Genomic DNA, 21,291 nt, shown 5'->3' with positions numbered 1-21,291 from the left:
TCAATCACTCCTTTCCTTTTGAGACTCAATGTATTTCTTAATCACATCCAGTTGAACAGTTCCAACGGTGGCAACAAAGTAGGAGTTTGTCCATAGCGAAGGGAGCCTGCTTTTGAGATGTTTAAATTCCATTCGCAACACTCTGGATGTATAGCCCTTCAAATGTTTTACGACTCGGTGAATTCCGAATTGTGGGTCACACTTGATGAGTAAATGAACGTGGTCGGGCATGATCTCCATTCCAACAATTTCGGTACGTAGTTCCATCGCCTTTTCAAGAAACAACTCTTTTAATCGAATGTCTACAGGTTCTTTCAAAACCTTTTTACGATACTTTGGACAAAAGACAACGTGATATTTACAGTCAAATATGATATTGTGGTTGCTTTCCACTGATCTACTCAAAACCATCACCTATGGTTAATTATACCACATCTCGTTAGATATATGGTACACATCTAACAACGATGCAAAAAAGGACTATTTTTTGTTTGCTCTTAGCATCCCCTAACGAGGATATAGAGCAAAGTTCCTTATATCCCCATAGCTAAAGCAAGGGGTTTTACGGAGCGAATGATAATTATTCTACTACCGCAAACATTTGTGCTGTAAATAGGGAAACCAGAATTGTATCGGGTTTCCCTTAATTTCTTTAAATTATTAACATTAAACTTTAACACAGCCTTTCATAAAGAAGATGAGGTCTGATCAAAAGCCAACTGTTTACTCCTATTCTTCATCGCTTCCACTCACAAATTTTTATAACGCACCGGCTTCGAGAAGAAGCATGGTTCCCTGCGTTGCGACTGTGAAGCCCTGCCCCAGCGGAGGGGGATTCGCAGGATAAAGGAGCGCAACCTTGGGATGACCTCGGAGCGGTGCGGCTTTTGCGATCCCCTGCGAATCCCCCTGGAGCTGACAGTTCATACATCGGCGGGGGCGGAATACGGAGCTGAGCAGGGAAACATGCTTCTTCTCACTCCGGCTCCGTTTCCAACAAAATTTGTTTGGAAGGCAGAAAAATGGGCATTCATAATCACTTTTCTCCCCAACAAAGATGAACGGGAGACCCGATCAGGCCCCCCGTCCGTCCTTGCCATTTCGCATCGAATAGCGGTTAACAGCAACGGGTCACGCCGCCTTTTTCATAACGCTCTCGAAGTGCGTACATGTAGTACTCTCTCTCCGTCATCGGGAAAAAGCCAGGCTTGGCATGTGTTTGATACCAATGCCGCAGATAACGATCATAGTCCGGCATCCCGAAGATGGTCTTGATGTTCGAGCTTATCTGACGAAGGGACTTCTTGATCGCTCTCCACCTTTTTCTCATGCTACCGAATGCCCATTTCCGTCATAGTAGTTATCCCCTTTGGATTGAATGTACGGAGATTCATGCAGCTCGTACTTCTTCCCGCGTAGGATATTGATCCATAAACGAACGCCGTCGGCAATAATTCCGATGGTGATCAGCATGAAGATCGCACAAACTACTGCGTCGATCTGGTCATTGAGAATCATCTTCTGCGCAGCTTCTACCGTTTTAACGCCAGCAGGCAGTGTTCCTGCATCCAGCGCCTTTTGGAAGACATTCGCATGCGCCAGAAAGCTGATTTTGGGATCAGCATGGAACAGCTTTTGCCAAGCAGCCGTCAGTGTCGCAGAGGTAAGCCAAACCATCGGCAGCAGGGTGACCCAAGAGTAACGGGCTTTGCCCATTTTGAAAATCAGCGTCGTACCGACGACGAAAGCGATCGCCGCCAGCATCTGGTTGGCAATACCGAACAGCGGCCACAGCGTGTAGATGCCCCCCAGGGGATCGACGACACCCTGATAGAGGAAATAACCCCAGCCTGCAGTAATGACAGCAGAACCGATCAGGTTGCCAGGCAGCCAGTCTACCTGTTTCATTTTCGGGAAGATGTTGCCCAGCATGTCTTGCACCATGAAACGTCCAACACGGGTTCCCGCATCGATGGTCGTCAGAATAAACACGGCTTCAAACAGGATTGCGAAGTGATACCAAAAGCCCATTAAAGCCTTTCCGCCCAAAACAGAGGCGAAGATCGTCGCCATCCCGATTGCCAGAGAAGGCGCCCCACCCGTACGGGACAGAATCGTTTTCTCCTGAATATCGTCCGCCAGGGTGGTAATCATATCCGGCGTAATCGTGTAGCCCCAGCTTGAGATCGTCTGGGCAGCCGCAACTGCATCCGCCCCGATCACAGCACCCGGCGAGTTAATGGCGAAGTAGATACCCGGTGTCAGCACGCAAGCGGCGATCATGGCCATGATGGCAACAGCCGACTCCATCAGCATTCCGCCGTAACCGATCAGCGGCGCGTGCGTTTCTTTGGCAATCATCTTCGGAGTCGTACCGGATGAGACGAGCGCGTGGAATCCGGATACGGCCCCGCAGGCAATGGTGATAAACAGGAACGGGAACAGGTTCCCGGCAAAAACAGGACCCGAACCGTCAATGAATTTGGTCAGAGCCGGCATTTGCAGCGGCGGCAGTGTAAATACGATCCCCACTGCCAGTACCGCAATGGTACCTACTTTCAAAAACGAGCTGAGATAATCACGCGGCGCCAGCAGCAGCCAGACCGGCAGGACAGAGGCGACAAATCCGTACACAATGATCATCCAGGCAAGCTGAACCTTGCTGAAGGTAAATGCCGGTCCCCAGGTTGGAGAAGCCGCAACCATTTGTCCCCACCAGAGGGAGACGAACAGGAGCGCAAGCCCGATGAGTGAACCTTCCATGACTCGGCCCGGACGGATAAACCGCATGTACAATCCCATCAGTATGGCGATGGGCAGCGTCATAAAGATCGTAAAGGTCGCCCACGGAGAATCTGCAAGCGCATTCACAACAACCATTGCCAGTACAGCAATCAGAATGATCATGATGGCTACGATACCAACGAGCGCAAGTGCTCCGCCGAACGGCCCAATCTCTTCCTTGGCGATTTGACCAAGCGACTTGCCATTGCGGCGCATGGAGCCGAACAGAATAATAAAGTCCTGAACCGCTCCGCCGATCACCACCCCGACGATAATCCAGATGGTTCCCGGCAGATACCCCATCTGCGCAGCCAAGGTCGGACCAACCAGCGGTCCTGCACCGGCGATCGCAGCGAAGTGGTGACCGAACAAAACCCATTTGTTTGTCGGCACAAAATCCTTGCCATCGTTGTTGACCTCTGCTGGGGTTGCTCGATTGTCGTCGAGGCCCATGATTTTTTTAGCAATAAACCGGCTGTAGAAACGATAAGCAACGGCATAAGTACAGATAGCGGCTGTCAGTAGCCAGAACGAGTTGACTGATTCACCGCGCGACAGAGCCAGAAAGCCGAAGCCCACAGCTCCAAGCGCGGCAACCCCACCCCAGATCAGGACTGAGAGAAGCCATTTCTTCATACCTTTCTCCCCCTTCATTATAAAATAAATAGGAACATGAGGAATAAGACCTCACCCTACCCTACCATGAGGGGGACAGGAGATGTACACAAATTGTCTGAACAGTAAAAAATCACGCACGAAAGGAGAAAAAGAGGGGTTGAAAGGAAACAGCTCGGTCTATTAAAAACCGAGCTGTTTTTTCAATTCCTTTACGACATTTCGACTCACCGGCACTTCTGTTCGCTTCGCATCCTGCATGACCAGGTAGACTGCCCCTTTAAACCAGGGTACCAGTTCGGCCGTACGGTAAAGATTGACGATAAAGGCGCGATGCGTGCGAAAAAACTGCTGAGCAGACAGCCGACTCTCCAATTCCTGGAGGGTAAAGGATGTCGCGTACTGCTCGGACTCCGTATAGATAGTGGCACAGCGTCCATCTACTGTGGCAAAGACGATTTCGTTGGGATCGATCAACATGATTTTTCCGTTGCGCTCAACAGGGATGCGCCGCGGCTGCTGCTCGGCGAGCACCGACTTCAGCAGATTGTGCAGCTTTTGCTCCAAACGGGGCGCCTCCGGTTCATCACTTTCCCCCTTGGGCCGCAGTCTTCTCACCCGGCTGATGGTCTTCTCTAATCTGTGTTCACTAAACGGCTTGACAATGTAGTCGACTGCTTCCGTCTCAAATGCGCGGACGGCGTGGATTTCGTACGCGCTGGCAAAGATAATGACGGGGGGACGGGCCATTAATTCCAGAAGCTCCTCTCCAACGTCTACCCCGTCGCGATCATGCAAATGGATGTCCAAAAAAACAGCGTCAGGCTCCGCTTCCGGGATGCATTCGATCGCCTCATCCCCGCTCGCGGCCTCGCCAATCACCTCTACGTCGGCAAACTGCTCCAGCAGATAGCGCAGCTCCTGTCGCGCCGGTGTCTCATCATCCACGATGAAGACTTTCAGCATTCACTTTCACCCCCAATGGCAATTCAATAACGCAGGTCGTCCCCTGCCCCAGCTCACTCTCGATCACGATACCGTGTGGTTGTCCGTAAATCGCGTGCAGACGACTCCTCACGTTTGACAGTCCAATTCCCGAAAGCTTCCGCTTGCCGTTCTCTGCGGGAGGCGGCGTAACGAAGGGGTCTTGTGTCAACCCCACACCATTGTCAGCGACGATCAATTGCAAGACCTGGCTGTTTTTCAGACGCGCTGTAATTTTGACGGTGCCGCCCTCGCGTTTGGGCAAAAGCCCGTGCTTGATCGCGTTTTCTACCAGCGGTTGCAGGACAAGTCCAGGAACGACGTACCGTTCAACCCCCGGCTCAATCTCGTACTCGACTTTGAGCTTGTCGCCAAAACGGGCACGCTCGATCGCCAGGAATGCCTCGATATGCTCCAGTTCCTCCGCCAGAGTGACAAAGCCCCCGCTGTCGTGCAGGTTGCGCCGGAAATACTCGCCGAGGTGGATCAACAGCTCACGCGCCTGCTCCGGGCGAAAACGAATAAAGGAAACAATCGTATTGAGTGCATTAAACAAAAAATGCGGATTGATTTGCGCGTGCAAAGCCTTGATTTCCGCGTCAGCCAATAGACGCGCCTGCTTTTCCAGATCAGCCAGCTCCAACTGGGTGGAGATGAGATTGCCCAGTCCTCTCACCAGCTCCAGATCGACCGCGGACAGCTTCCGGGAGCGATCCTGATACAGCTTCAGCACACCTGCCACCTCGCCACGCTTGCGCATCAGGGGAACGAGAATCGCGCTGCGCAGCGTACAGTTTCCCTCCTTGCAGCCAATCTCTTCTTTGTTTCCGGCGATTTTCACCTCTTTGGTCTCCAGAACCTGTCTGGTCGCCTTGGTCGTAATCTCCTCCCCTACGACGTGATGGGACGCACCTGCCCCGACATGGGCGAGAACCGTTTTGGTATCCGTAATGGCCACGGCAGCCACTCTTGTTGTACAGAGAATTTCTTCAGCAACTCTTTTGGCTGATTCGTAGGTCAGACCTTGCCGGAGATAGGATAGGGTCTTGTCTGCCACCTGCAGAGTCCGCTGCGCCTGGAGAGCGCCGATCCGATCCTCTTCGGTTTTGGCCAGATCGATAATGATGATGAGGATCGCAATCCCCAGCGCATTGACGACAGACATCGGCACACTGATTGCCTTTACTAAAGCCAAAGCGCTTACATAAGGCTTTGCTACCAAAAGAATGATCCCCATCTGTATCCACTCTGCCACGAAGCCCACTGCCATCGCTGTCGTCCAGCGGATTTCCCTCGTTCTGCGAAACCGATACACCAAGCCTGCCAGCACACCTTCACTGATCGTTGAAATCGCACAGGCCAGATCGGTAAACCCTCCCAGTGTGTAGCGGTGAATCCCGGCGACCAGTCCCGTCGCCAATCCGACCCACGGGCCCGCAAGAAGACCTGCGACAATGGTACCGATGACTCGCGAGTTGGCGATCGCATCTTCATACCAGATCCCGTTGTAGGTACCGAGGATGGATATGCCGGAAAAGATCAACACCATTACGGCTTTGTCCTTGTAAGTGGCCCGCTGGTTGAGCAAGCTGCGAAATGCTTTCACCCGGGTAAATAACAGGGCAGCAACAACCAGCACTGCGGTTCGTTCAGCCAAAGGGATCATGAGTGCCAGATTCATTCTTGTCGCTCCTCTACGAGACTGTTTTCCTACATTATTGCTAGGGAGTCGATTTCAGGTCAAGTCATTCGTCAGGCTTGCCTGAAAAATACAACAAAAACGATCGGCGGCGAACATTAGGTCCAATGATAAGTCAAGTCATCCACAGAGAAAGCGCCGACAGCTTTCACCGTCGGCGCTCCCTGGGCAAAACGATTACAGATTTTCCTGGCAGACAATTACCTAAATCCTCATCCTCGCAGCCAATTACAGATTTCCCCGCAGCTCCTGCTCTCTTTCCAATGCCTCAAAGAGCGCTTTGAAATTGCCGTTTCCAAAGCCGCGCGCCCCTTTTCGCTGAATGATCTCGACAAACAGCGTAGGACGGTCGACGATCGGTTTGCTGAACAACTGCAGGAGGTAGCCTTCATCATCCCGATCCACAAGCACTCGCAGCTCTTTCAGGGCTTCGATATCCTCATCGATCTCTCCGACCCGCTCCTTCAGCTCCTCATAATACGTGTCCGGCACATAGAGGAAGTCTACCCCGTTGGCCCGAAGCTGAGAGACAGTTTTCACGATATCATTGGTCAAAAGAGCGATATGCTGGACACCAGGCCCCTGGTAAAACTCCAGGAACTCCTGGATCTGTGATTTGCGGCGGCCTTCCGCCGGCTCGTTGATCGGGAACTTGATGCGCCCGGTTCCGCTCTGCATCACTTTTGACATCAACGCCGAGTACTCCGTAGAGATATCCTCATCGCTAAAGTTTTGAATCGCGGTAAAGCCCATCACTTTGGAATAGTACTCTACCCACTCGTCCATCACTTCCACATTACCGACGATATGGTCAATACCGATCAGACCCGTATCGGAGGACGAAACCGGAGACTCAAATTCACGGAAGCCTGGAAGGAACGGGCCGTTGTAGTTTTTCCGCTCAATAAAGGAATGAATGTTATCCCCATAGGTGCCAATGATCGCTTTTTTCACTGTACCGAAGGAATCGGAAAACTCGGTAGGCTCCATGATCGGAATGGCACCACGCGAAACAGCTTCTTGATAGGCCTGCTCGCAATCATCGACACGCAGCGCCACGTCCTTTACCCCATCCCCGTGAATGCTGACAAATGAATTGATCGGGCTCTCTGGTGTCAAGGCACCTGAGAGGACAAAGGTGAGATGATTTTGCTTCAGTACATAAGAAACCTTATCTCGCGAGCCTGTTTCCAGTCCTGAATAGGCCACAGCCTGAAAGCCTAACCCTTTGGTAAAATAATGCATGGCCTGTTTGGCGTTCCCCACGTAAAACTCTAGGTAATCCCAGTCTTGAATGGGAAAGAAATCGGTATTGCTGCTCATTCTACTTCTCCCTCCGATTTTTTCAAATTTTTGTATGATTGGGATGATTTTGTCGTTAACTTGAGATTACATGGAAGCGCTTACTCCTTGCAAGAACACGGAATAACGCGAAAACGCCCCACAGCATTCATCCAATAAAGTACGCATGATCCGCTTTGCTTGGTACAATGTAGGAAGAAAAAGACGAGAAACTTTCAGGAGGACTCATCCATGAATGAATGGAGTCAAATGGCAAAAGACCAATGGGATCAATTCGCTGCAGATTGGCATAAGCGCAGCGAGAACATGTGGGAAAAAGGAAGTCGTCGAACGATCCTCCCCCTGTTCACCCGCTTTGTCGGTCCGAAGAGCGGTCCCGTCCTTGATGCCGGCTGTGGAGATGGGTATGCCAGTTGTAAACTTGCAGTCGGCGGCTATCAGGTAACAGGGGTAGATATTGCCGGGGAAATGATTCGTTTGGCCTATGACCGGGTAGATGACCGGGTAAAAAATAGTCCGTTTCCTCCACAGTTCCAAACGGGAGATGTTTCTCAGCTTCCTTTTGAGGATGGGAGGTTCAGCGGCATTCTCTGCATCAATGTAACAGAATTTACGCCCTCTCCATTAGCCGCCCTGCAAGAATTTCATCGCCTTCTTAAACCGGAAGGAATCCTGCTTCTCGGCATCCTCGGTCCTACTGCAGGTCCCCGAGGACATAGCTATCGGCGTCTGTACGGAGAAGCGACAATCCAGAACACCATGATGCCCTGGGAAGCGAAGCAGCTGGCAGAAGAAAACGGCTTTACTCTCCTGGAAGAAGAGCCTGTCTACAAGGAAGGTGTTCCCGCCAGTTTGGCCCAACCATTACCGGTAGAACTGAGAGAAGCGCTCAGCTTTCTTACCTTATTCGTATTGAAAAGAGGCTGACGCTGGCAAATTCGGTTGGTCCAATGTACTTTTTAGCGCTTTTATGCACTTCATAAGCAAGGCAGTCCTTCCTACCGAGACTCTTGTTTGTCATTTGATTAGTCCGTGTTGCGCATTTTAAGAAAGAGATAGCAAACTACATCGAATACTACAATTGTAAGCAAATCAAACAAAATTAAAAGGCTTGAGTCCCGTACAATACCGAACTCAAGCCCTACATGTTCTTGATTAAAAATACGTGTCTACCTTTTTGGGGTCACTTCAGCTCTTTTTGCACATGTGCCCAAGACTGTTTTTATATTTTATTACACTGAGCGCTTTCACGTGCCAACGACTTTTCTGAAAAGCTACTGGGAGTCGCTTTCTTCAAGGACAAGGTCATCTTGTAGCACACTGATCACTTCCGTCTCCAGTTGATAGTCAAACTTGGTTCCGTCTTCTGCTTCCAGAATAAGCTTCTCCGTTTCCTCCCGGACAATTTTTACAGGCCCGTTTTTAGATGGGGTATAGATATCATGCTGTTTCAAATTGCCCCGATCTTCATCCATATACGAAACCACCAATAATCCCTGTTCAATATTATCAAAATATGCTCCCGCCGAAATAATCACCAGCTTATCATTCACTTTGCCATACCATTGGTTTACAAGCTTGATATTGTGATAAGCAGGGGGGATCACCGGATCATCTTCTATACCTGAGGGGAACGTCGAAGTCTCCCCAAGTGAGATCTTCCCTTCTGCAACAAATTGATTCAAACTTCGGCCTTTTTCTGCCCTTTTTCCCTTCCGGGCTTCTTCGTATTCAGCAATGTCCTTCTCCAGGACTGCCCTTTTTTCCGGAAATAAGTTTTTTATCTTATCTAGTTCTTCTCTATCCGGGTTTACGTATTGATGAGCGAATGCAAAAACTGGTACAACAACGGTTGAAAGTGCTACGAGAATGTATAGAAGATACTTTTTAGGCAACTTCCCAATTCCCATGACTTACTCCCTCCCTCAATAAATTAATGTTTTCGCCGTTTTTCTCGCTGTTTCACATGTTTTCATCTTTGACGCACGAAGCGCTCCTAATTTAAATACCCGTAATCATTGCCACTTCATGTCACTAGAATATCTTAACCTTTGAGCTGTTCTGGAATCAGAATTTAATTGGTCGTACAATTGTGTCCAACCTTGCAAAGGTGTATTGTTGGTACCAGAACAGCCTCCAACCTGCTCACATGCCTGATATTGGGTTAATGCTCCACTAATATCCATTCCATTTTTATATTTATCTGCATAAAGAGATAATTTTTGCCACTGCCTAGCGTTGCTTCCTGTAGTGTTATATATTTGTGGCATTACTAGTGCTGAACTAGCGCCATAGCTGATATAATAAAGATCATCTACTGACCAAGTGTTACCAGATACGCACTTCGTACTCGGAGAATATGTGCCAGAGGTTGGACATCCGGCTGCATCTCCGAAGTTATAAAATAGACGAGAATCAGTATTATCGTCGTAGCCCTCTACCCAATCTAAAGTTGCAGCAGCACTGTTATAGCCTACTTCCATATCATTTCCTCCGTATATTCTTACCTGGCTACCGATCCCTAACTCATCCTTCACCTTTCTATGGACAGTGCCTACCATACTCCCCCAAACACTTCCTGCTGTGTAATTGACCAAGCTACCATAATTGTTTGTTCCTACAACAATTTTGACGGTCGAATCTGTATCACTGCCTGTACAATTGTAGTACCCCTGTCCAAATTGAGCAACTAAGTCAACAATTTGCCTGTTTGTCTGGAAATTCCCAAATAAACTTGCCCCCCAATCCCCGGCAGAATTCTTCCGTTGTTGTCCTAAAGCTAAAATTACTAAATTGTCCTGTATCCCAGAAGTGTTTTTATCCCTAGTACCGAGTGAGCATCCCAAATTATACATAGCCGATAGTGATGTTTTTGTCACATAGTAACTTGTTGTATAGAGTGGAGCACTTGCAGCTGAAGTTGGTTTAATACCAACCAATACATATGTCCACGTGCTCACCAGAATCATAATAATGAGTAGAGAACGTTGCTTACTACACCTCAAAAAACACATCATGGTCTCCTCCTATCTTTATTGTATCCAAAAAAATAAAACATTTTACTAAATTACAACATTTATCGGGCGTTTAGTAAGAAATTGTTTAAAACTCGACTTACGGAAACGGCTGAAACATCACTTTATTTTTCGATTGGAATGTCGCTTTCTCGTCTCTGATCCACTTCCTTCCGAGGCGTCATACTCTCATTTGGTCGAGCAGCAATTATGAAATTGATTCTCATAATAAAACTTCCTCCTTTGTGTCACTTTTTTAAAAATTACACTATTGGTGCATGTTCAAAAAGGAGGAGTACCGATGCCTCACTGACAAACAACCAAATTCTAAACGATTACAGCAAACGATGGGCGATTGAAAGTACTTTCGTACCATGAATGGGAAAGTTTCGTTAGATCGCTATCAAGTGAGAAATGCTCGCACAATTGACCGTTATTGGATTCTTGCTTTGTTTTCCGCTGTTTTTTGCATCCATATTGGTCAGGGACAACTGATTGTTGGGTTGAATCAGTGGCAGCAAAGCCAAATGTTCAGTTAGATTGATTTCGTATTTTTCCAAACGAAATCTGGGGACTCGCTAGAACAAATCAAAAAACAGCTTCAAGTAGCCTAAGGGGACATTCCATTCCTACCCACTGTAAAATTTTTGAATCGATTATGGGCAAGTACAGAAATAAGATTCTTTACATTGATGAAGTATTGATGTACAATTTTTCTGAGTTTTTACCTATCCACCCAGTCAGAAGCTCTGCAAGGGGCAAGACATGGGGGATGTGTAGGAACTCTTTTTTCATTCGTTCGGCGACCTGATCGGCTGCATTGCCAATTCACCTCCTTTCAAGAAAACTTTTGTTGCGAAGACCGATGCTTTAGCAAAATTTCAAAACCAAATAAAAAAAGGTGACTTGTCCTTACCACAAGCAAATTGGTGGAACAAAATGAAACTATCGAATTTCTACAATTCAAAAAATAGGATTAAATGCAAATATTTCCAATTTCATTCTGAATGTTCTTGAAAAATTTGTCAATAGGTATTTTCTTTGGCAGAAGGACATTTACAGAAATTGTTGCATTCTCTTAACTTTTGCAGCTTTCCTTTGCTTACACTTGCTTCCTATGCCGAAATAAACCACCCCACCGTCGGAACGCCCGCAAGTAATAAAACCCGGTCTCGACTTTCTCAACATGCCGATCCCTATATGATCTCTCCACCAGTTGCCTGTCAGCTACAATGCGACTTGGCTCTTACCTCGGTTGGACTTTCACCAGCTAGCAATTAACGGCTTGTTTGGCGAGCAAAAAAGAAAAAAGGTGCCCACGGGACACCTTTTTTCTTTTTTATTGCACCGGAATGACCACCTGGTTGGCAGCCATCCACATTTCTTTACTTCGCATCAACTGCGCGATTGTCGTTTGCTCCACACCATACAAGGACTGATAGAGACGCTGGGTGTCCCGTAAATCATTGTAGGTCAGGTACGGATAATCCGGTCTGCCGAATGAATTGTCCGGGAACCAGGCGTAATGAAGGTCCCCATTTTGGGTGATCCACTTCTCGCCCAGGTTCGTGACACCATAGAGCATAATATTGGCCAGCTCTTTGTCAGTGGGATCATGGAATTTCATGTACATTTTCCACAGAAAGTTAATTTCTGCCAACTGATGGTTGAGTGAAACATGTGTCGGCGTGTGCGGCACTGGATGAGTGTAATCAGCCACTAGCCAACCGTCTTGGGGACCGCTTACAACATAGTGATTTTGACTGGCATGGTCGCGCAGGTATTTGGCGTATTTTTTCGCTGAATCGCAGAATTGGCTGTCGTCATAAAGCTTGCAGCCCTCCAGCAGCATCTCGGCCATCCCCGTATTGAAACGGGTATCGTAAAAGCCATCCTGGATACCGTAATCTTCATAGAGCCACTGCGATAACGGATAGGACTTCCAGTGCCCATCCGGCTCCTGATTGCGGACAGCCGTGTCCAGCATGATATAGGCCATGTTTTGCGAGGCTCGGTCACTCGGGTTGGCAAGCAGAGAGCGAACAATGTAATTTTCCGGGATTCGCCAATAGGCATTGGCTGTATAGGGTACATAAGTGGACGGGCTGGCATAATAGTAACCGTCGTAGAGCCATTTTGCTTTCTCCGAGAAATCTCTGCTCAGCCACAGATTGGACATCGGCTGGTTATCCCACGCCACCTGAGGGGAGCGCGACTCCATATACCACCACTCGCTGACGATGCCGGGCTTGACTGGAAGATTGACCTCGAGAATCAATCGAAACCATTCTTGTTTAACCGTAATCGGCGCGGCCAATTCCTTTTTTTCTTCGATCGTCGTGTTTCCGAGGGGCTGATATACGATCGGCGCTCCTATCCAGTAATAACGGCTGGGCGACTCGATAAAACCGGGGGTTAGCGGCAGACTTTGCAGATTTAGCAAGGAAAGTATGTTCCATTGCCGGGCTTGCCCCTCCTGGTTCATGACGTGCCGAAATACCGCCCCCTCAGAAGGCACAGGAACGTTGATCAGATGAGACTGCGCCTCTAGCTGTCCTTCCAACCGATATGCTCGATAAATATCCCCGTTTTTGAATTGATATACTTTTGTCTGTAAGGTTCCTCCTGCCACAGGTACGCTCTCTTCCGAAACCAACGGCTTTTCCCACTGGAAGGCTGTCGACACAGTAGAAAACCCTGTAAGCGTAATTAAGAGTGATACACACAGTATCAAAAAGAAATTTCTTGCTCTGGTCATTTCATCCCCCTTGTTCAGAAGGTTTGCAAACTCGCTCTGTCTGCTTCCGGAGTAACTTCCACGCCACTGTAAGTATATTACACATTCTCTTTGGATTTCCTTTATTTCATGACAATTTTGATCAGAAAGAACCATAACTCTGCATCATTCGACAGGCCCTGGGCACATCAGGATTCGTACAAAAAAGCGCCCCTGGTCCTGCTTGCTTGGCAGGATCGGGACGCTGCTGTTCAAAAGAAATGGTTTATTTCGACAATACACGTTGAATATTTTGGTAGCTGGCCTCAAGCTGCTGGTCAACCACACTCGCCTCTTGTACATGATGAACCAATGCTTCGTTCATTTCCTCCAATGCCAGCTTAGCCTTCTGAACCTGGGCCTCATTCTCGTCAGCGAAACGCTTTTGTTGTTGAATGATTTCCATGACGCCCGCCGTCTCTTCACTCACATCACGCAAGGCTTGCACGATGCTGTCCATCTTCCCGGCCGCTTCCTTGCTGGTCGACAAGCCTGATTGGATGGCGCTTCCGCTTTTTTCACTGTTGGCGATCGCTTCTTTTGTTTCTTCTTGAATTTTTCCAATCAGCTCGGCAATATTTTTGGTCGAATTCGCTGTCATTTCAGCCAGTTTCCGCACCTCGTCTGCTACGACGGCAAAGCCTCGTCCCTGTTCACCGGCACGAGCTGCCTCAATAGCGGCATTGAGTGCCAGGAGGTTCGTCTGGTTGGCGATATCGCTGATCACTTGCACGATGCTGGTAATCTCGGAGGAGCGATCCTCCAGTCTGCTCATCGATGCAGAGGTGCTGGCCGATTGCTGTTCAAGGAGGCTCATCACTTGGACGACCTCAGTCATAGCGAGCCTGCCTTCATTGGCACGCTCGACGGATTGCATACAGATACCTGTCAGACGTTCTCCGCGAGAAAAGAGATGGTTTGCCGACTGATCCGTCTCAGCAGTGATGCCCTGGATTTTGTCCACGATTTCTCTCATCTTGTTCGCCAGTGCATCGAGCGATCCATGCTGATCGTTTACGCGGCCATGCTGCTGGATAATGGCACCCATTTGTTCATAAACGGCAAGCAATTCTTCTTTCAGCTCTGCCTGATTTTCCTGTACGGGTTCTGCCACGGCTACTGCTGTCGCAGCTACCTCCAATTGGCCCGCTTCCTGGTTCTTTTTCTTCCAAAACATCAACAACACTCTCCTTTTCTCGTGAAAAACGTTTGCTTGTTTTTCAAAAAATAGAATGCAACAGCCTGCAGCCTGCCAAACGACAGCTACAAGCATTTTTGGAGACTAGCTTTCGTAATTTTCGCGATGGGCAAACGCACGCGATTCCATAATTCCCGGATGCTGCTTCGCCAAATGAAGCAGGTTTTCCAGGTAGAGAAAATGGCCTTCCAGCACTTCCACGTCTTTTCGGGTAAATTGTTTCGCCTGCAGATACTGCTGCATTTCCAGAGCATAGCGTTCCAATTTGTCGTAAAAATCATTAGCTCTGAGCATCTGTTCTACCTCTGGATAGGCGATTTTCAGCCTGCTTATTTCACTGTACACCTTGGATCCTTCGAGAATAAGCTGATACGCTGCCCGTTCATAGGAGGCAGCGGTCGCCATATCCTGTTCTCGTCTTGCTGCGCGCAAAGCGGACAAGTACGTGATAAAATGGTAAACAGTTAAAAATAAAGGCCCTAAAAATAAAATGATTCCCGCTTTGTACACATGTTGGTTGGCGATGTTGGTGATCAGCAGGAAGAGGTGAAACAGGATGGCTCCCAGCCAGGCGTAAATGATGACATGGTGGTTTACCTTGCCCGCCTCCTGCTGACGCGAGAAGACAAACGTCAGACCCAACAGGTAAAAGGCAAGCAGGGTAAAGCTTGCACTGAATAAAGCCATTTCCATCTCTTGAAGCCATTTGGCGTCAACAGGAATCTCGATCAAAAATTCAAAGGCTAGTACCAGCAGTGAGAAGAGCAAACCCATAATCCAAAACCGGCTAACTTCCGAATCATTCCGCCGGCGTGAGCGGTACCGTTCCGCGCGGGATTCTTTCAACTGTCCTCACCTCACCTTAAAAATGATTCGCCATGATTCTTCTTTTTCCTCTAAAAGGAAGACAAAATCTGACATTGGAGGCATGCTATGAAAAACGCTTTACCCACCGACTTCACCATGCGTATGCAGGCATTACTGAAAGAGGAGTATCCATCCTTTCTTGCCAGCTACGAGAAGCCTTTCATCCACGGGTTGCGGGTTAATCCTTTGAAAACAGAGTGCCGTTCGTTTCTCGCTCTGTCCCCGTTTCCCTTAGAACCTGTCGAGTGGTGCCCTCTCGGATTTCGTTACGGGGAGGGAGTCCGGCCAGGGAAGCATCCCTATCATGCAGCCGGTTTGTATTATCTGCAAGAACCCAGCGCCATGTTTCCGGCGGTAGCAGCAGATGTGCAGCCTGGCGAAAACGTGCTCGATCTGTGTGCAGCACCCGGAGGCAAGTCTACCCAACTGGCGGCTGCTTTGCGCGGCGAAGGCCTGCTGATCGCCAATGAACCGCATCCCACACGGGTGAAAGCCCTCTCGCAAAATATAGAGCGTTTGGGTATTCAAAACGCGATCGTGACCAATGAGACACCGGAGCGGCTGGCAGAGCGGTTCCCCTTGTTTTTTGACCGGATTCTGGTTGACGCGCCTTGTTCGGGCGAAGGGATGTTTCGCAAATTGCCAGAAGCGATCGAGGATTGGTCTTTGGAAAAGGTGACGGAATGCCACCGCACACAGCTTTCAATTCTGGAGGCGGCCGCCACCATGCTGAAGCCGGGGGGAACGCTTGTCTACTCGACATGTACATTCGCTCCGCTGGAGAACGAACAAACCCTCGTTTCCTTCTTGCAACGCCACTCCGATTTTGCCTTGATGCCAATTTCATCTGTACCAACCATCAAATCCGGACGACCTGAATGGTCTGATCCCCCGCAGCCTTCTCTCGTTCACACGGCTAGACTGTGGCCGCATCTGCTGGAAGGGGAGGGGCACTTCGTCGCCAAGCTGGTCAAAGCATTTACTGCCGAAGGAGACGAACCCCCCCGCAAGCAAGCCCGAAAAAAGAACGGAAAAGCGGAAAGCGCTGCCGGCCAGAGGGAAGCGGTCGCAGCCTGGATGGCCTTTGTAAAAGAATCGCTCCCTGCCCTTGGTGACAGGTATCCTGATTCCTCTGCCTTTTTGTTATTTGGCGACCAGCTTTATTATACCCCACACCCCGGACTTGATTTAACCGGACTGCGAATCAACCGGATCGGGCTGCACATCGGTACGCTCAAAAAGAACCGCCTCGAGCCGTCTCATGCACTGGCTCTGGCTATCCAAGCGAGCGATGCTGCGCGCACGGCAAATTACCGCGCTGACGATCCCGATCTGCTTCGCTACCTGAAGGGGGAGACGTTGACACGTGACGGCGAAAACGGATGGACACTCGTCTGCGTAGATGGATATCCCATTGGCTGGGGGAAGCAGGCCCAGGAACAATTGAAAAACCACTATCCCAAAGGATTGCGCTGGCTGTAACCAGCTTCGTGCTCCCGCCTCGGGAAATTTTAGGCTGCCAAACAAAAAAAGCCCCTCAGCAAAGAGAGTGGCATGATTCTCTTTGCTGGCGGGCTTACCTACCGATTGCGTCGATTGGGCATGTCATTGACCATGGTTAATGAACCATTTTTTATGTAGCGGAGAATTCGCGAGATAGAGATTCCGGTAGTATTGGCGATTTGCATCGCGTTTGAGTTCGGATGGAGACGAAGATACTCTCGCACGATGCGATATTCATCCAGTTCTTCCAGCGCGCACGATTTGCATCCCGATTCCGTAAGCGGAATCGGCAGACCGCATTGTTCACAAAATTGTTGCTTCATCACAGGTTTCTCCTCACACCCAGTGTAGTCCCTTATCTAGGGCTTTTGGTCCAGAGTAAACGAACGTTTCTCTCATTCTTCTATCCATTGTACCTGTTTTCGGATACGAGGAAAACCCTGCATCTATAGGACCAGTCCCCTCCCGAGCAGGATGATCCCATACACGATGAGTGCTGCACCGACAACCGGATTTTCCAGAAACCGGCCAATGCCCCAAAGGGCAGCCATCATATAGGCGGCGTCCACTGTCGCGACCCCCAGTATCATCAGCCATGCTTGCCAAAACCCGGCCGTGAGGGACCGCTGCCAGACGGACAGGCAGACCGGACCGATCGAAAGCTGCAGCACAAATCCAAAAAGCAAACCTTCTACGATCGCCATCTGTTCTGTCACCCCTCTTCCTTCAACGTCGACAGGGAGACGACAGTATTTGATTTGACGACACCCTTTACTCCTTTGATCGTGTTGGAGATCAGGTTTTCGAGATCGGCCGGGGACCTGGAGACGGTTTTCAACAAATAGTCATATTCCCCCGCGATGTGATGACACTCCAGAATCTGCTCATGTGCCAGCATGGATTGGCGAAAAGCCGGGATGTGCTCTGGCTTCTCCAACTGCACAAACATGAAAGCCAGCAAGGGGAAACCTATTTTTTCCCTGTTTAGTTTCACAGTGAAACAGTCAATTAATCCCTTTTATTCCATTTTCCGTATACGCTCGGATACAGCCGGAACCGACAAATGGACATGCTTCCCCAGCTCCGAACCAGTCATCCGGCCATTTTTCTTCAGCAAATACAAAATCTGTTCGTCGATACGGTCCATGATTTCTCACTCCCTTGCCTTCATTATAGCAAGGAGTTAAAATCATAAGTCTTTTTATGGAATTATCCTTTTATTTTAAAGAAGATCATTAACATGACCTTATTTCCTTTCGTCCTTTCCTTCGTTTTGCAAATGCCACTTTCATTTTTTATCTATAACGCAGGTATCACCGCGGTTTTTTCCCCTTTTATCTGACCTATAGTGGGATTGAAAAAAGGCCATAAAATGCGAGCAGCCCCTTTTCCATGACCTGCTGAACACTGGCTGCTGCCCGTTTCAAGTCGAGCTTCTGAAATACCTCTCTGTCCATATATTCATCAAAAGGCACGCCGTAAATCTGTTCGATCAAGGCTCCCAGCACCCCGTAATTCGCGTTGCTGTACTGGTGCCACTCACCGGGCTTAGTTTGTGCTGCAACATGGGTTTGACCATCACACGCTGCTCCCCATTCACGGGTGTAGACGATGTTTCCATCCTCCACTATCACCATGGTGCCGCCCGTGGCCTTCAGTTTCGGACTCGCCACATCCATGTACTGATCCACTTTTTCGAAGAGGCCCTTTCGCCCATCCTGGCCAGCAGACGCTAAGGAAGAGTCAGCGGGAGGCGGATTCTGTTCTGCCACTGCTGGCCATGGAGGAAAGACGCCTATGACAATGACGATGGCAAACGTAATCGCAACCGCAATGGCAGACAAACATAGAGTTACCGGACTGGTAAACCAGATGGATTTGTGCAGCGATCTCTTCATGACAAACTCCTTTTCTGAGTCATTCTGAAGCAATACCGGAAAATCATCTCGGAATTAGACTATCAGATCAGACCTGTCGGGGAATCCGTCAAGGGGCGGAGAAGCCGCCGGACCATGGGCTGGTAGATGGCGACGCCCTCATCCAATATAAGCACCTGCTCCGGTGTCGCTCCCAATTAAGATCCGAACAAAAATCAACGATCCCTCTTTTTAATGGCGTTCAGTAGCGCCTCGCCTTTCCCGTGGCAAAAACGAGGGCGGACACGTTATGGAAAAAGAAATTACTCCATTCGCGTCCGCCACCACCTTGTTAATCTTCTTTGTATTCCAGCATCCTTAGCAGTATGGCGACTGCCTCTGCACGGGTCGCCGTCTCATCGGGAATAAAACGGTTCCCTCCTCGGCCTGTTTCTTCCGGAAAAAAGATCAGATCATATGCTTCCAACCTGTTTAGCCCATTGCCTGCCCGTAATCTTGAGAGCGAGAGCGACGGCGGAATTCGGCTTGAGATATAGAGATGCACGTGAGACGGTAGGCGTTCCAGCAGATAAATGATTCCCTTCAGGATCGCCGGTTCTTCGATCTGGTGAAAATCATCCTATATAAGCACCATCGTATCCGATACGCGGTGCAATCCGTTTACGAGTGCAGCAATCAGCGAGTCACCCGATGCGTCTTCCGCGGCATGACGAAGCACAGCCTGTTCATCAAAAACCGGGTAGGCTTGTTTCAGCGCTGTGATCGTATGCGCCCAGAAGCGCATGTGATCATTATCCCCCTGATCAAGCGATACCCAGGCGGGGGCGTGTGACAATTGCAGTTCGCGGCCGCGGAATATGTAATTTGGTGGCGACGATCATCGCGTAATCCCTTCCTTTGCGGACGAAAATCAATGGGAATGTGCAAGTTTCTCTATCATTTTACCAATTATCCACTCATTTGACTTTAACATGATCGAGATTCACTTCCCACTATTAGAAATATGCCAAGTCTCAAAACACTTAAGTTAATTAGCCTAAATTCCCACCCTATGGAAGCCTTTTAAGCTTCACAAAGTCTAACAAACAAAAAACAGTCCCAAATGTTTGGGACTGCCTTACTCATCTACTATTGGCCACGCTTCGGCTTTCCTGAGAAACCACCGGAACGACTCCCGCCGCGGCTGTCTGGACCACCACTCTTTCCGCCTACCGGTTTCCCGGCCCTGCCTCGGCCAGCGCTTTTTCCCGCACTGCCTGTTTTCCCGGCCTTGCGGGCAGCTTTCGCTTCTTCACGGCGGCGGTTTCGTTCATATTGGGTTTTCAGTTCATCCAGCTCACGTGCCAGCTTTTTCTTGTAGCCTGGCTTTACCTTGGTTTTTTTCTTGATCGCTTCGCGAATCGGTGCAAACTGCTTGTCTTTCTCCTTTGCCTCTTCCTTGGCTTTTTGCTCTCGCAGTTCGATAAAGTACTCTTCCCGTGCTTTGGCACGTTCTCGGCGCCCTGCATCCAAATGACGTCCCAACACTAGCAGTTTTTCTTCGATGGGAGCCTTGGTTGCCTTGGCAAATCGCGCTAACAGGTTTTTCTGCCGCGGGGACACCAGTGAAATTGCTTTTCCCTTTTGACCGGCACGGCCCGTCCGCCCCACTCGGTGAATGTAGCTTTCCACATCGTTGGGCAGGTCGTAGTTGATGACATGGGTCACCCCTTCGACATCTAGCCCGCGCGCGGCAATGTCGGTGGCCACGAGGAATTGGAATTTGATCTCGCGGAATTGCTTCATCAACTGCTCGCGTTTGCTTTGGGACAGATCGCCGTAAAGCGCACTGGCCGAGAACCCATTTTCCTGCAGGCGGGCGGTCAACTGCTGGACGCGCACCTGTGTATTGGCAAAGACGATACACAGATAGGGCTGCTCTTGTTCCAAGAGATCCACCAAAGCATCTGCCTTGTCACTTTGATTCACGACGTAGTAAAGCTGTTCGATCGTCTCCACCGTTTTTTGTTTGGATTCAATACGGATATGGGGCGGCTGCTTCATAAACTGCTGCGCCAGCTTTTTCACCTGATCAGGCATGGTTGCGGAGAAAAGCAGGATTTGTCTGTTTTGCGGCGTGTTTACAATAACTTGCTCCACGTCTTCCAAAAAGCCCATCTCCAGCATTTTGTCCGCTTCATCCAGTACCAGGGTAGAGATCCGTCCGAAGTGCAGCGAGGCCCGTTTCATGTGATCCAGTACCCGGCCCGGCGTTCCTACTACGATGTGAACCGTCTCTTTCAGCTTGTTCAACTGTCTGTCGATATCGGTCCCACCGTGCAGCGAGAGCACGTTGGCTCCCAAGTGCTTGCCCAGCTTCTCCGCCTCTTTGGCGATCTGAATCGACAGCTCCCTGGTCGGGGTGAGGATCAAAGCCTGAATATCCCGTTTTCCTGCCTTCAGTTGATTCAGGATAGGCAGCAGGAATGCGGCTGTTTTTCCCGTTCCTGTCTGAGCCTGGCCGATGACATCTTTTCCCTCGATGATCAATGGAATCGCTTCTGCCTGGATGGGCGTCGGCTCCTTGTAAAATGCTTCTTGAATCCCTTGCATAAGTTCAGGGCGAAAACCAAAAGTCGCAAATGCTTTTGTCATGGGGTCACTTCCTTTCACCAAGAAGCCGCTTTCCCTGA

Annotated in this window: 21 protein-coding genes and 1 pseudogene; 3 read left to right on the top strand and 19 right to left on the bottom strand. The window is 49.3% G+C overall.

Features of this window, described 5'->3' with window-relative positions; translation table 11 throughout:
* From tnpA to hppD, 6 genes are all read right to left on the bottom strand, one after another.
* Complete coding sequence (gene tnpA / locus NDK47_RS07190) at positions 1 to 405, bottom strand: IS200/IS605 family transposase (RefSeq protein ID WP_407653390.1); 405 nt, start codon at positions 403 to 405, stop codon at positions 1 to 3.
* 712 nt (positions 406 to 1,117) lie between these two features.
* Positions 1,118 to 1,330: a CstA-like transporter-associated (seleno)protein gene (locus NDK47_RS07185; RefSeq protein ID WP_251874171.1), complete on the bottom strand. Its 213-nt coding sequence runs from the start codon at positions 1,328 to 1,330 to the stop codon at positions 1,118 to 1,120.
* Positions 1,327 to 3,420, bottom strand: a complete 2,094-nt coding sequence (locus NDK47_RS07180) for a carbon starvation CstA family protein (protein ID WP_251874170.1) — start codon at positions 3,418 to 3,420, stop codon at positions 1,327 to 1,329. The genes NDK47_RS07185 and NDK47_RS07180 overlap by 4 nt, the downstream gene beginning before the upstream one ends.
* A gap of 162 nt (positions 3,421 to 3,582) precedes the next feature.
* The gene (locus NDK47_RS07175; RefSeq protein ID WP_251874169.1) at positions 3,583 to 4,365 is read right to left on the bottom strand and encodes a LytR/AlgR family response regulator transcription factor; all 783 of its coding nucleotides are present in this window, start codon (positions 4,363 to 4,365) and stop codon (positions 3,583 to 3,585) included.
* Positions 4,340 to 6,064 (bottom strand): sensor histidine kinase, encoded by a 1,725-nt coding sequence (locus NDK47_RS07170; RefSeq protein ID WP_251874168.1) that lies wholly within the window; start codon positions 6,062 to 6,064, stop codon positions 4,340 to 4,342. Before NDK47_RS07170 ends, NDK47_RS07175 begins: the two co-directional genes overlap by 26 nt.
* Before the next feature lie 246 nt (positions 6,065 to 6,310).
* Positions 6,311 to 7,405 (bottom strand): 4-hydroxyphenylpyruvate dioxygenase, encoded by a 1,095-nt coding sequence (hppD, locus tag NDK47_RS07165; protein ID WP_251874167.1) that lies wholly within the window; start codon positions 7,403 to 7,405, stop codon positions 6,311 to 6,313.
* A gap of 210 nt (positions 7,406 to 7,615) precedes the next feature.
* On the opposite strand from hppD, the gene NDK47_RS07160 reads away from it, so the two are divergent.
* Positions 7,616 to 8,311 carry a class I SAM-dependent methyltransferase gene (locus tag NDK47_RS07160; protein ID WP_251874166.1) on the top strand — a complete coding sequence of 232 codons (696 nt, stop codon included), beginning with the start codon at positions 7,616 to 7,618 and terminating at the stop codon, positions 8,309 to 8,311.
* 107 nt (positions 8,312 to 8,418) lie between these two features.
* Positions 8,419 to 8,543 (top strand): annotated as a pseudogene (locus NDK47_RS27795) (IS3 family transposase); the annotation flags it as partial.
* A gap of 115 nt (positions 8,544 to 8,658) precedes the next feature.
* Here the strand turns inward: NDK47_RS27795 and NDK47_RS07155 are convergent.
* The 5 genes from NDK47_RS07155 to NDK47_RS07135 all read right to left on the bottom strand — a co-directional run bounded on the left by NDK47_RS07155 (position 8,659) and on the right by NDK47_RS07135 (position 15,218).
* On the bottom strand, positions 8,659 to 9,294 hold the full coding sequence (locus NDK47_RS07155) for a hypothetical protein (protein WP_251874165.1): 636 nt from the start codon (positions 9,292 to 9,294) through the stop codon (positions 8,659 to 8,661).
* Positions 9,295 to 9,399: 105 nt separating this feature from the next.
* The gene (locus NDK47_RS07150; protein ID WP_251874164.1) at positions 9,400 to 10,401 is read right to left on the bottom strand and encodes a hypothetical protein; all 1,002 of its coding nucleotides are present in this window, start codon (positions 10,399 to 10,401) and stop codon (positions 9,400 to 9,402) included.
* A 1,336-nt stretch (positions 10,402 to 11,737) separates the two neighbouring features.
* Positions 11,738 to 13,084: a hypothetical protein gene (locus NDK47_RS07145; protein ID WP_251874163.1), complete on the bottom strand. Its 1,347-nt coding sequence runs from the start codon at positions 13,082 to 13,084 to the stop codon at positions 11,738 to 11,740.
* 316 nt (positions 13,085 to 13,400) lie between these two features.
* Positions 13,401 to 14,351, bottom strand: coding sequence for a methyl-accepting chemotaxis protein (locus NDK47_RS07140; RefSeq protein ID WP_305883377.1), 951 nt, complete (start codon positions 14,349 to 14,351; stop codon positions 13,401 to 13,403).
* Between the two features lie 105 nt (positions 14,352 to 14,456).
* The gene (locus NDK47_RS07135) at positions 14,457 to 15,218 is read right to left on the bottom strand and encodes a hypothetical protein (protein ID WP_251874162.1); all 762 of its coding nucleotides are present in this window, start codon (positions 15,216 to 15,218) and stop codon (positions 14,457 to 14,459) included.
* Between the two features lie 87 nt (positions 15,219 to 15,305).
* Between NDK47_RS07135 and NDK47_RS07130 the strand changes: the two genes are divergently transcribed.
* Positions 15,306 to 16,721: an RsmF rRNA methyltransferase first C-terminal domain-containing protein gene (locus NDK47_RS07130; RefSeq protein WP_251874161.1), complete on the top strand. Its 1,416-nt coding sequence runs from the start codon at positions 15,306 to 15,308 to the stop codon at positions 16,719 to 16,721.
* Positions 16,722 to 16,819: 98 nt separating this feature from the next.
* On the opposite strand, the gene NDK47_RS07125 is transcribed toward NDK47_RS07130, so the two are convergent.
* From NDK47_RS07125 to NDK47_RS07095, 8 genes are all read right to left on the bottom strand, one after another.
* Positions 16,820 to 17,065, bottom strand: a complete 246-nt coding sequence (locus NDK47_RS07125; RefSeq protein ID WP_251874160.1) for a hypothetical protein — start codon at positions 17,063 to 17,065, stop codon at positions 16,820 to 16,822.
* A 123-nt stretch (positions 17,066 to 17,188) separates the two neighbouring features.
* Entirely contained in the window at positions 17,189 to 17,446 is a 258-nt protein-coding gene (locus NDK47_RS07120; protein WP_251874159.1) for a LysE family transporter, read from the bottom strand.
* A gap of 8 nt (positions 17,447 to 17,454) precedes the next feature.
* Positions 17,455 to 17,691 (bottom strand): Lrp/AsnC ligand binding domain-containing protein, encoded by a 237-nt coding sequence (locus NDK47_RS07115; protein ID WP_251874158.1) that lies wholly within the window; start codon positions 17,689 to 17,691, stop codon positions 17,455 to 17,457.
* 69 nt (positions 17,692 to 17,760) lie between these two features.
* Entirely contained in the window at positions 17,761 to 17,889 is a 129-nt protein-coding gene (locus NDK47_RS07110) for an Lrp/AsnC family transcriptional regulator (protein WP_251874157.1), read from the bottom strand.
* Between the two features lie 196 nt (positions 17,890 to 18,085).
* Complete coding sequence (locus tag NDK47_RS07105; protein ID WP_251874156.1) at positions 18,086 to 18,640, bottom strand: serine hydrolase; 555 nt, start codon at positions 18,638 to 18,640, stop codon at positions 18,086 to 18,088.
* 310 nt (positions 18,641 to 18,950) lie between these two features.
* Positions 18,951 to 19,085 carry a hypothetical protein gene (locus tag NDK47_RS27640; RefSeq protein WP_256481363.1) on the bottom strand — a complete coding sequence of 45 codons (135 nt, stop codon included), beginning with the start codon at positions 19,083 to 19,085 and terminating at the stop codon, positions 18,951 to 18,953.
* 153 nt (positions 19,086 to 19,238) lie between these two features.
* Positions 19,239 to 19,403, bottom strand: a complete 165-nt coding sequence (locus tag NDK47_RS07100; protein ID WP_251874155.1) for a hypothetical protein — start codon at positions 19,401 to 19,403, stop codon at positions 19,239 to 19,241.
* A 344-nt stretch (positions 19,404 to 19,747) separates the two neighbouring features.
* Complete coding sequence (locus tag NDK47_RS07095; RefSeq protein ID WP_251874154.1) at positions 19,748 to 21,253, bottom strand: DEAD/DEAH box helicase; 1,506 nt, start codon at positions 21,251 to 21,253, stop codon at positions 19,748 to 19,750.
* Between the last annotated feature and the right edge of the window lie 38 nt (positions 21,254 to 21,291).

Source organism: Brevibacillus ruminantium (assembly GCF_023746555.1).
In the GTDB taxonomy this organism is placed as follows: domain Bacteria; phylum Bacillota; class Bacilli; order Brevibacillales; family Brevibacillaceae; genus Brevibacillus; species Brevibacillus ruminantium.
The sequence above is the reverse complement of the archived record's forward strand: the minus strand, read 5'-3'. Positions and strand labels throughout refer to the sequence as shown.